The 9,869-nt window shown below is 54.0% G+C and carries 10 protein-coding genes, 1 tRNA gene, 1 rRNA gene and 1 pseudogene; 6 read left to right on the top strand and 7 right to left on the bottom strand.

The genetic code is table 11. From position 1 onward, the window contains the following. A 16S ribosomal RNA gene (locus tag ETC05_RS11155) occupies window positions 1-201 on the bottom strand; the annotation flags it as partial. A gap of 968 nt (window positions 202-1,169) precedes the next feature. Here ETC05_RS11155 and ETC05_RS11150 point away from each other — a divergent pair. Next, entirely contained in the window at window positions 1,170-1,988 is an 819-nt protein-coding gene (locus ETC05_RS11150) for a protein-glutamine gamma-glutamyltransferase (RefSeq protein WP_031407462.1), read from the top strand. On the opposite strand, the gene ETC05_RS11145 is transcribed toward ETC05_RS11150, so the two are convergent. After that, window positions 1,959-2,867 carry a DMT family transporter gene (locus ETC05_RS11145; RefSeq protein WP_171661006.1) on the bottom strand — a complete coding sequence of 303 codons (909 nt, stop codon included), beginning with the start codon at window positions 2,865-2,867 and terminating at the stop codon, window positions 1,959-1,961. The genes ETC05_RS11150 and ETC05_RS11145 overlap by 30 nt on opposite strands. Before the next feature lie 116 nt (window positions 2,868-2,983). Here ETC05_RS11145 and ETC05_RS11140 point away from each other — a divergent pair, with 116 nt between their 5' ends. After that, window positions 2,984-3,661, top strand: coding sequence for an MgtC/SapB family protein (locus ETC05_RS11140; RefSeq protein ID WP_031407458.1), 678 nt, complete (start codon window positions 2,984-2,986; stop codon window positions 3,659-3,661). Between the two features lie 71 nt (window positions 3,662-3,732). After that, window positions 3,733-3,805 (top strand) — tRNA-Ala (locus ETC05_RS11135). Window positions 3,806-4,056: 251 nt separating this feature from the next. On the opposite strand, the pseudogene ETC05_RS11130 reads toward ETC05_RS11135, so the two are convergent. Beyond that, window positions 4,057-4,290 (bottom strand): annotated as a pseudogene (locus tag ETC05_RS11130) (DNA replication protein DnaD); the annotation flags it as partial. Between the two features lie 188 nt (window positions 4,291-4,478). On the opposite strand from ETC05_RS11130, the gene ETC05_RS11125 reads away from it, so the two are divergent. Then, window positions 4,479-5,360 (top strand): thermonuclease family protein, encoded by an 882-nt coding sequence (locus ETC05_RS11125; protein ID WP_171661005.1) that lies wholly within the window; start codon window positions 4,479-4,481, stop codon window positions 5,358-5,360. 340 nt (window positions 5,361-5,700) lie between these two features. Here the strand turns inward: ETC05_RS11125 and ETC05_RS11120 are convergent, their stop codons facing one another. Continuing rightward, window positions 5,701-5,952: a hypothetical protein gene (locus ETC05_RS11120; protein ID WP_171661004.1), complete on the bottom strand. Its 252-nt coding sequence runs from the start codon at window positions 5,950-5,952 to the stop codon at window positions 5,701-5,703. Between the two features lie 57 nt (window positions 5,953-6,009). Continuing rightward, window positions 6,010-6,510, bottom strand: coding sequence for a GNAT family N-acetyltransferase (locus ETC05_RS11115; protein WP_171661002.1), 501 nt, complete (start codon window positions 6,508-6,510; stop codon window positions 6,010-6,012). Window positions 6,511-6,609: 99 nt separating this feature from the next. Here ETC05_RS11115 and ETC05_RS11110 point away from each other — a divergent pair, with 99 nt between their 5' ends. Beyond that, a complete protein-coding gene (locus ETC05_RS11110) occupies window positions 6,610-7,788 on the top strand; it encodes an MFS transporter (RefSeq protein WP_171661001.1) in 1,179 nt (392 codons plus the stop codon). 282 nt (window positions 7,789-8,070) lie between these two features. On the opposite strand, the gene ETC05_RS11105 is transcribed toward ETC05_RS11110, so the two are convergent. Continuing rightward, a complete protein-coding gene (locus tag ETC05_RS11105) occupies window positions 8,071-8,259 on the bottom strand; it encodes an H-type small acid-soluble spore protein (protein WP_031407447.1) in 189 nt (62 codons plus the stop codon). A 112-nt stretch (window positions 8,260-8,371) separates the two neighbouring features. On the opposite strand from ETC05_RS11105, the gene ETC05_RS11100 reads away from it, so the two are divergent. Beyond that, window positions 8,372-9,367 carry a potassium channel family protein gene (locus ETC05_RS11100; protein ID WP_031407444.1) on the top strand — a complete coding sequence of 332 codons (996 nt, stop codon included), beginning with the start codon at window positions 8,372-8,374 and terminating at the stop codon, window positions 9,365-9,367. Here the strand turns inward: ETC05_RS11100 and ETC05_RS11095 are convergent. Next, the gene (locus tag ETC05_RS11095; RefSeq protein WP_031407442.1) at window positions 9,364-9,768 is read right to left on the bottom strand and encodes a YugN-like family protein; all 405 of its coding nucleotides are present in this window, start codon (window positions 9,766-9,768) and stop codon (window positions 9,364-9,366) included. The genes ETC05_RS11100 and ETC05_RS11095 overlap by 4 nt on opposite strands. Window positions 9,769-9,869: the final 101 nt, after the last annotated feature.

The following is a 9,869-nucleotide window of genomic DNA, read 5'->3' as shown; positions in this document are numbered from 1 at the left end:
AGACCATGCGGTCTTCGGTGTTATCCGGTATTAGCTCCGGTTTCCCGGAGTTATCCCGGTCTTGCGGGCAGGTTGCCCACGTGTTACTCACCCGTCCGCCGCTGACCAAACCAGAGCAAGCTCCGATCCGGTCCGCTCGACTTGCATGTATTAGGCACGCCGCCAGCGTTCGTCCTGAGCCAGGATCAAACTCTCCAAAGAAAGTTGATTGGCTATCGCTTCAGCCGCAGCGCCAAAGGCGCCGAGCGGCCTCCGCTTTTCGAATTGTCTAGCTTCGGTCCGCCGCCGCTCGGGGTCAAATAACCTTCCCCCTCGGGGTGCAAGCACCCCTGCGGGTGAAGAACATTTGCCCGTCGCGGCGACCCGCGGACCTCCGCTTTTCGTTGCGCTTCGTTTCGTTCAGTTTTCAAGGAACAAGCTTTTGACTGTTTCCTCTCTCAAACAGCTCTTTTATGTTAGCATAACATCTTTTTCGATGTCAACTACCTTTTTTGTCTCGTATCGCTGCCCAACAACCTCTTCGATCAGCGACGCTTTTTAATATACCACCTTAACTCCAAAAATGCAACATCTTTTTTAAAAAAATTTTAGAACGCGCGGATCCCATCCTTTTCACCCTTCCCCATTTATTGGCGATCGCCAACCGACATTCATCTCCCGTCTGCTCATTGAGCGAACGCCCTGCCCATTCCTTGAGGACGAGGAGCTTCATGATGAACCTCTCCCACCTACACTTCGCTTAGAGGTGGGAGTTTCTTACTACTCGATCCACGTATGTTCTTATTTAGAAAGAAAAACATCCGATTCATCTCCCACCTACATTCCATTTCGAGGTGGGAGACTTCTCGGTGAATGTGTTAAAAAAACGGAATGAACGCCGCCGCGCGCGCATACATTTCTTCTATGGCATTGCTATGCAATTTGAAGTTTCACATCGGCAGCTTTGGCAAAGCAATTGGATCGACTGTCAGACGACATGACAACGCCGCTTTCAGCCCCATGCCCGGATCTGTGAAACGAGTGGTCGCTTCACCTTCCGCCACGCCAAGGCGCGGCGAAGAAGACGGCCGCTTGCCTCAGGCAGTCGAAATCGGCAAGCAACTGTTTTTCTAAATGAGAAGCGTTTTATACCGTTGCTGCGATCCTTTCATTAAGGAGGCATCTTCACTTTGATTCGCGTGTTATCACCAATTAACTTTGACGTTTCTAGTTCGTTTTCGCTTCCGGCCAGCGAACAACAAATCTTAGATGCTCTCGTCTCCTCGCCTCGATTATACACATACCCGAATGAGCGGCAGCTTCGATTCGAGATCGCCTTGCGCGACCGCATTGTTCGGACGGCGGTTGAGTTGGCGAAAAGCCGGGCGCGGTTTGCCATTTTCCGTTTTTCGCGCTGCAACAGCGACTTTTGGGTGCGGGACGAGCGCGGCGGCTTTCGTCTTCGCCCAGATGTCACGGCTTCCGAAGCGATCAAGGACATTTTTGTCCATAGCGAGCAATACGCGTTTGAATGCGCGACCGCGATCGTCATCGTGTTTTACAAGGCCGTGCTTGACGTAATCGATCCAGCGTCGTTCAACCGGTTGTTTGCGGATTTGTTGCTGTATGATTGGCATACCGACCGAGATCTTGGCATTCAAACAAAAAAAGATGAACACTTTCTCCCTGGAGATTGCCTCTATTTTAAAAACCCGGAATTCGATCCGTTAACGCCGCAATGGCAAGGAGAAAATGCCATTTACTTAGGCGATGGCTTGTTTTACGGGCATGGCATCGGCATTCAAACAAAGGAGGGCATCATCGCTGCACTCAATCGAAAACGAAAGCAGGGGGCAACGAAGTCTGCTTACTTGCTTTCTACTATCACGCAAGTCGATTTCGTTTATCTGTCCCAATTCGCCCGCGGCTTCGATGAATTCCGTCTGCCGATCTGCCGCCCGCCCTTTATCGTCGGAACGCTAGGGTCCGCTACGTTCTTGCACCGTTAGCGGGCCTTTTTCATTTTTCTCCCACAAATACAGAGCGATTCCTGTTAAAATAAAAATACCGCCAATCCATTGAAACGGACGGATCGGTTCGCCAAACAGCCAGTAGGCCAAGGCGGAAGCGCCGATCGGTTCAAATAAAATCGCCATCGACACGGTTGAAGCGCTGACCCATTTGACCGCCCAGTTCATCACCGAATGGCCGAGCAACGTTGGAATGACGGCGAGAGCGAGAAAACAAAGCCCATCTGTCAGCTGATATGCCGTCAGTGGAAGGCGAAACAGCATCGCGTACAGCCACAGCACCGCCGCGCTGATGCCATAGACGATATAGGTATATGTCATCAATGACAACCGTTGGCGCACCTCTTGACCGAACAGCCAATACGCCGTGACAAACGCGCATGCCAACAACGCCAATCCATCGCCGTACAGCGCTTCTCCGCTGACGCGGAAGTCTCCCCAGCTGATGAGGATGCTGCCGATAATGGCCAACACCGCGCTCCCGACCGCGCCGAGGGTCAACCGTTCGCGGAAAAACAACGCGCCGCCTGCGAAGGCAAACAGCGGCTGCAGCGTCACAAGCACGACCGAACTGGCGACGGATGTATAGTCGAGCGATTCAAACCAAAGGATAAAATGAAAGGCAAGCAAAACCCCAGAACAAAGCGAAAACAGCCAATCGCGCCGGGAGATGCCTCGGAGTTCACTTCGATGCCGGAGGAACAACGGCGTCATGATGGCCACAGCCAAAAAGAGCCGATAAAAGGCGATCACCGCGGATGGCGCCTGCGACCATTTGACGAAAATGGCCGATGTTGACACGGCAAGCGCGCCGATGAATAGAGCGGCATACGCCTTTGCTGGGCTTGGCGGCTTCATTCGTTTTCCTCCCCTTGTCTCGTCAAGCGCAGTCCCTGGCCGCCGTTTTCACGCCGGGCGAAAACAGGCGTCATCGGGCGTTTTCTTTCATTATACCATGAACGAGGTGAGAAACGATGATGTTTGATCCGTTCCTCAAACTAGGGATTTCCGCCATTCTTGGGCTGATCATTGGGCTGGAACGGGAATTGAAGCGAAAACCGGTCGGTTTGAAGACATGCCTTGTCATTTCGATTTCCAGCTGCTTATTGACGATCGTTTCGATCGAATCGGCGTACGTCTTCCCGCTTAAAGACCATATTACAATGGATCCACTTCGACTGGCGGCGCAAATTGTGTCCGGGGTCGGTTTTTTAGGAGCAGGCGTCATTTTGCGCCGCGGTAACGACAGCATCACTGGGCTGACGACCGCCGCAATCATTTGGGGGGCGGCAGGGATTGGAGTAGCGGTCGGCGCAGGTTTCTATTGGGAATCGGCGTTCGGCGTTGCCCTGCTCATTGTCAGTGTGGAACTCATTCCGTTTTTGATCAATTTTTTTGGGCCGAAGCAACTGCGCGAAAAAGAGGTGCTGTTGCAAATCACCGTAGCGGACGCCAAAAATATTACAAAGGTCATCGACCATTTAAAACAACAGGACATCAACATTAAAACGATGCGCATCAAAGATGTGGAAGAAAATGAACATTTATTGAAATTAAGAGCCGTCATTGACCAAAAGCGCTCGACCGCCGAACTTTACTACGCCATCCGCTCCATTGACGATGTCGTGCATGTTGATATTGAAAGCGGATGATGAAAAAAGGATTGCAATTGTCCGCATCGATATATATAATGGGACATGGACAGATCATCCATATCCTTTTTGGGGCATTAGCTCAGTTGGGAGAGCGTCGTGCTGGCAGCGCGAAGGTCACCGGTTCGAGCCCGGTATGCTCCATTCACACAACCCTTGCGCAGCAAGGGTTTTTATTTTCGTTTTGGGAGATGGCGATGCGCTATCCCTCCGAATCTCCCGCGAAGGTTGGGGATTGAACAAATTCCCAAAAGAAGTCTCCCGCGTCTAAACGTGAAGGGGCGCCGGCACCAGAGAAAAACCTGACTGAACCGCAAACCGTGGGGCACACGGGGATCGCTCGATTCACTTCCCGTCATGAGATGGGTCCGCTCGGGCTCTTCCGCCTATCGGCTTCATCCGTCCGGGTTGGTTTTGTATTTTTTCAGACGTTCCTCCAACTCACGGCGCGCCTGCTTGATGTCAAAGTCGTCGTCTACCGGTTGGCTGTAGTCCATCGTCAGCCAATCGGGCACGATCACGGTGCGGATCAGTTTCCACATCGTTCTGCCGCCGTCGGCTGAAGATGGAGCCGATCGCCGCTTCAGCCGTTGTTTTCGAAACGCCAACCGCGCCGCGCGCACTTCGTCTTTTTTGATAAACTTTATCGTGAACGAATGCAAATCGCCTAACAGCGCGATAACAGTCATATTATTTTTTTTGCTGAAAACGGCAAAAACCCGCATAACATGCGCGATCGTGTGCTGAAACCCATCCATTGCGGACATCCGGTTCGTGCTCAAGAGGAAGAAATGTTTTTCGAGTGGAGGGATCGTTTTTGAAACGAATGGTCATATGCTTGTTTTGTTTTCTGTTGATGTTCCCGATTTCCGCTTTTGCCCACCCTGGCGAGCTTGATGAGTTGGGCGGGCACTTCCGCGGCAGCGACTGCGTGTATTTGCTCCATGAGCCGACTGCGCTGGCAAAGCAGGCGAAAACGAAACAAGAGCTTGTCCAGCTTATTCAAACATACAACGGCAATGAACGATGCAAGCGGCATCTCACCCCAGAGCGAATCGACCTGGACGGCCATATGCTGGGGAAGAAAGAAGATCGTTCTACGTTGCGCCTTGGCCGCACCTACCCGGCTGAATTGGTCGAGTGCATCGACGGCGATACGGCGAAATTTCGCGTCAACGGCCATGTATACACGACGAGGTTTTTGTTCATTGATACGCCGGAGAGCACGATCCAAGTCGAACCGTATGGGAAAGAAGCAAGCCGGTTTACATGTTCCCGCTTACATCAAGGGAACATTTTGCTTGAGACCGATGGAGACGCGCTGTTTGACAAATACCAGCGGCTGCTCGCCTGGGTGTGGGTCGGCAAGCGCCTGCTGCAAGAAGATCTTGCCAAAGCCGGGCTGGTAGAGGATTTTTACGATTACGGCACATACAAATACGAAGCACGTGTCCGCAAGGCGTACGAGGAGGCGAAACGAACCGGAGCGGGCATGTACGGCAAGCACGCCGCTGGAGAGAGGGAACGGGCAGGGACAGAAACGCGGCCGCAGACCGGGGAAAAGACGCCCAAGACCCATCACCCGCCGGCTTTGGAGAACAAAACGCCGCACGAACGATCCGGCCGCCCGGTTCTTTATACGCTGCTTGGCCTAGCGGCGGCCGCCGCGCTCTATTGGCTCATCCGCCGGTTGACATGATCAACGCGCCTAGAAGACGGTGAGGGAATGAACATTTCGACTTGACAAGCGCTTTTCAATATAAAATCTGTTTTTTCACTGGTTGAAAACGACGGATTTGGCATAAATGACTGTTTTTCAACGCTCTTCTAGAACGCCGGCGAGGGAACGAATATCGGGCTTCGCAGCAGTGTTTTTCAAATGGAGAAACCTTACAGCGCCGCATGTTCATCCCTTTAGCTTTCTCACGAACGGATCGAGGGAATCCGTTGGGTTTCACCGGCCTTCTGGCGAAAAGAAAGAGCCTGTCCCCATCGGGCAGGCCTTTTCTTCGACGTTTTCACCTCGTTTTCTTTCTCCCTCATTGCCTCGGCAGCAGCTCTTCAATGCCGTCCGGGCCGCTTTCCATCCGCGCCGGCGACTCGCCGAGCCGGCGAAATCCGTATTTCTCAAGGCGCATGATTTGTTCGTCGGTCAAATCGGTGTACGCGACGACAGACGGCGTACCCGATGACTTGTAAATCAAATTGCCGGTCACCGGGCATTGAAACGCATCAGCGACAAATCCTTCCCCATCTTGAATCGTAAACAGCCGAATCGGCATGACGTTCATCTCGTTCCCTCTTTCCTTGGCATTGTCATGATTATCCGTGCCCCATCTGACGCCATTCTATACAAGCCGTTTGCCGACAATGACCAAGTCCCGTTCTACACCGTCCAATTCCGCCACGCGCGGAAAATATCCCCACTGTTCAAATCCGAAGCGGGCAAAAAGCCGCAAGCTCGGTTCATTATGAGCAAAAATAAAGCCAAGCAGCGTCTTGATCCCAAGCGACGGCGCTTGATCGACCGCCCGCTCGAGCAGCTTCGTTCCAAGCCCCCGGCCGCGATGCGTTTCCGCAATATAAATGCTCACTTCGGCCGTATGGCGGTACGCCGGGCGGCCGTAAAACGACTGAAAGCTGAGCCAGGCGCAAACGCGGCCCTCATCTTCGACGACCCAAAGCGGCCGGGTATATGGGTCATGGGCCTCAAACCACACCCGCCGGCTTTCGACCGACACCGGCTCCAAGTCCGCCGTCACCATCCGGCTTGGGATCGTTTCATTATAGATGCGGACGATGTGCGGCAAGTCTTCCATCGTCGCATCGCGGACCAACAATGATTCCATCCTCATCCCCACCTTTTCTCGATAAGCATTTCATTTCCAAAAACGAAAGAAGCAGGAGTATAATCATAACATATGTACTGGCAAAGAAAGGGGAAAGAGATGAAACGCCAGTTTGTGGTGTATCTTGTGTCGCTCGCCGCGTTTCTCGGCCCGTTTACGCAAACGATTTACACTCCTATTTTACCAGAAGTGCGAGAGGCGTTTGCGACTTCTTCGTTTCTCATCAACCTCACGATTTCGATTTTCACCTTTTTCCTGGCGATGATGCAAATGGTCTACGGGCCGCTCACTGACCGGCAAGGGCGGCGCACGGTGCTGCTTTGCGGCATTGGCATCTACACCGCCGCCTCGCTCGGCTGCTTTTTCTCGGCATCCATTTACGCACTTCTGTTTTTCCGCGCTTTGCAAGCCGTCGGCATCGCGGCCGGATCGGTGGTCGCCGCTACGGTCATCGGCGACTTGTTCACCGGCAAAGAACGTGGGCGAGCAATGGGGACGTTTCAAATGATGGTTTCGCTTGGTCCCGTTGTCGGACCGATAGTCGGCGGGTTTTTGGCGGAACATGTTCCATTCCACGCCGTCTTTTTGGCGCTCGTTGTCGTCGGCGGCTTGGTCGGCATCGGCAACTTTCTGTTTTTGAAAGAAACGAAACCGAAGGAAGCAGCGGCCTCCGCCCCGTTCCGCCTCGCAGATTTTGCGGCGGTGCTCCGCCACCGCGCTGGGCGGTCGATCGTTCTGCTTGGCTTTATCCAATATTACTCGTTGTATAATTTTCTCGTCTTTTTGCCCGGCATCTTGACGGATCGGTACGGCCTGTCGGCGCAAGGAAAAGGGACGGTGTATTTGGCGATGTCGTCCATGATCGTCATCGGCAGCTTCCTCGGCGGGCGCCTTCAAGGGCGCTTCCCAGAGCGGCGCATTCTATTGGCGACATCGCACTTGACCGTGCTGTCCATTTTCTTTTTCTTAGTCGTGGACCAACGCTCGCTTTCGCTGCTTGTTGCGGCCATCGCCTTGTTCGGACTGTTTTTAGGCCTTTCGCTCCCAGTGCAGACGACCGTACTGACGAACGTCTTTCAGGCAAACCGCTCGACTGCCATCGGGGTGTACAACTTTTTCCGCTATATGGGAATGGCATTCGGACCGATGGTCGGCAGCGCGCTGTTTGCTGCTGGGGGATATCCGCTCGTCTATGGAATCGATGGCGTCTTCTTTTTCGCCTGCGCCTTGCTGTTGACGGTGCACGCCGCCCGGGCGCACAACCAATCGGCCATCTGACAAAAAGAAGCCGCTTGCCCGACACTTCGTTCGGCAAGCGGCGGATTCCTCCGTCTTTCGTTCCGTCACCGTTTCATCCGATGTCTAACGACAACGTGGCATCCTGCATCGACTTTCTCCATTGTCGTTTGAAAAGCCGTTTTGTTCACGAAACAGACGGCGAACGACAACTGTTTTCTTGCGGACCACATGGACGCCTCATGCTGGAAAACGCCTCTGCTCGCCCCAATCACGCGCCGGAAACGCCAGAAGACCCTGCACTATCGGCCAAGTGTCCCTTTTTCACTCCCGCTCTTCCGTCAATTCCGAAACCGGCACGTCCCGGCGCTCACGGAGCCGACCGTCGCGCAAATGGACGGTCGCCGTCTGCTTTTCCTCATCATACCCGTCAATCCAGACCGACACGCCGTTGTAATACACCGGAATATCGGCAGGGGAAGAAACAATTTGTTTGACACGGTTCATATCCATGGCCACTGTCCCCTTTCTGTGATGTTCTGTTTCCTAGTATGGGAAAAAACAGGAATGTTTATGCAAAAACGGCGAACACTAAAAAAAGACAAAAGCAAAAGAGGGGTGGACGATGAAACCAAGGAACGTGCTGTTATCGTATTGGCGCTGGCCGCCCGTGTTTCGTCTGTTTGTCTCGGCAAGCGCGTTGATCATGCTGTTTGGCGCGCTCATGCGCTTCATTGAACCAGAGACGTTCCGCACGATGTTCGACGGCGTGTGGTGGGCGATCGTGACGGCGGCGACGATCGGCTATGGCGACATCGTCCCGAAAACGATCGCTGGAAAACTCGCTGCCATGGTACTCATCGCTCTTGGCACCGGCATCCTCACCGCTTATTTCGCTTCCGTCTCGGCCGCGGCCGCCGCCCGGGAAGCCGCTTTTACAAGCGGCCAACTCCCGTATACAGAGCGCGGCCATGCCGTAATCGTCGGCTGGAACGAGCGGGCGCGCGAGGTGCTGCTCCGCCTTGCGCGGCACGACGCCTCCATGCGCTTCGTTCTCATCGACGCCACCGTTCCATCCCACCCGCTTCCGAACGTTCCGGTTCATTTTGTTAAAGGATGGGCAAGCGACGATGCAGTGTTGGAGAAGGCCAATATTCAAGAAGCGCGGTTTTTGCTCATCACCGCCGATCCGCACAAAGCAGAAGCGGAAGCGGATAAAGATACGATTGTGACGCTGCTTGCCGCCAAAAGCCTCAACCCGTCGGTGCACGCCATCGTGGAAATCCTGACCAGCCGAAACGTGCAAAACGCCTTGCGCGCTGGGGCGGATGAGGTGATTCAGACGAATTTGCTGGCGAGTTTTGCCATGGCCGCTAGCCTTCGTTCACCGGGCGCCGCCAGCGTGTGGGAGACGGCGCTTCACCGCCTGGGCGGACAGACGCTGCGCCTTCTCGAGCCAGACGAACAGCAAATCGGCCAGCCATTCGTCGCCGTTCAACAGCAGCTGCTTAAGCAAAACGTGACGCTGCTTGGCGTCATCCAAGGGGATCACGGAGCGATTTCCGTTGCACCGGACCGTCCCATTCAACCAAGCGACCGCCTGTTTGTGCTTGTCCCTTAATCGAGCAGGCGGCGCTCCAACTCTTGAACAAGCGCCTTCCCGACGGAAATATACCGTTCGGGAACGGTCGCATCCGGGTCTTGCGGTTCGGCAAACTGGTTGAACGAGGCGCTGATGTTGCCGACATCGGCGAAATCATCGATGCCCCGTTGGTATTTATGCGCGAGCAAAAACGGCCGTCCAATCTCCACCGTCGTGCCGTGCGAATCAAGCTGCCCGTCGACCGCCCGAAACGGCACACGCAAAAACTGGTACCCCACATCATCGGCGATTTTGTAGTCGAAATAGCCGTGATCGTAGTCCCACCCGCCTCCGATCGCATATCCCATTGGTTTTAATTGCTCTTCCAAATGGTACAGCTGAAATTGTTTCCCTTCCAAACGCGATGGAATTTCAATCATGCACAATCCCTCCTCTCTTTTATCGTTTCCCGTTTGGCAAGGATTATTTGCCCACGGCAGCTTCAGACGCTTGGTGAAAAACGTCCGGGCGTTGTGCGGCC

This window comes from Geobacillus sp. BMUD, from assembly GCF_013096845.1.
In the GTDB taxonomy this organism is placed as follows: domain Bacteria; phylum Bacillota; class Bacilli; order Bacillales; family Anoxybacillaceae; genus Geobacillus; species Geobacillus vulcani.
Note: the sequence above shows the minus strand (reverse complement) of the source record. Positions and strands in the feature narration are given on the sequence as shown.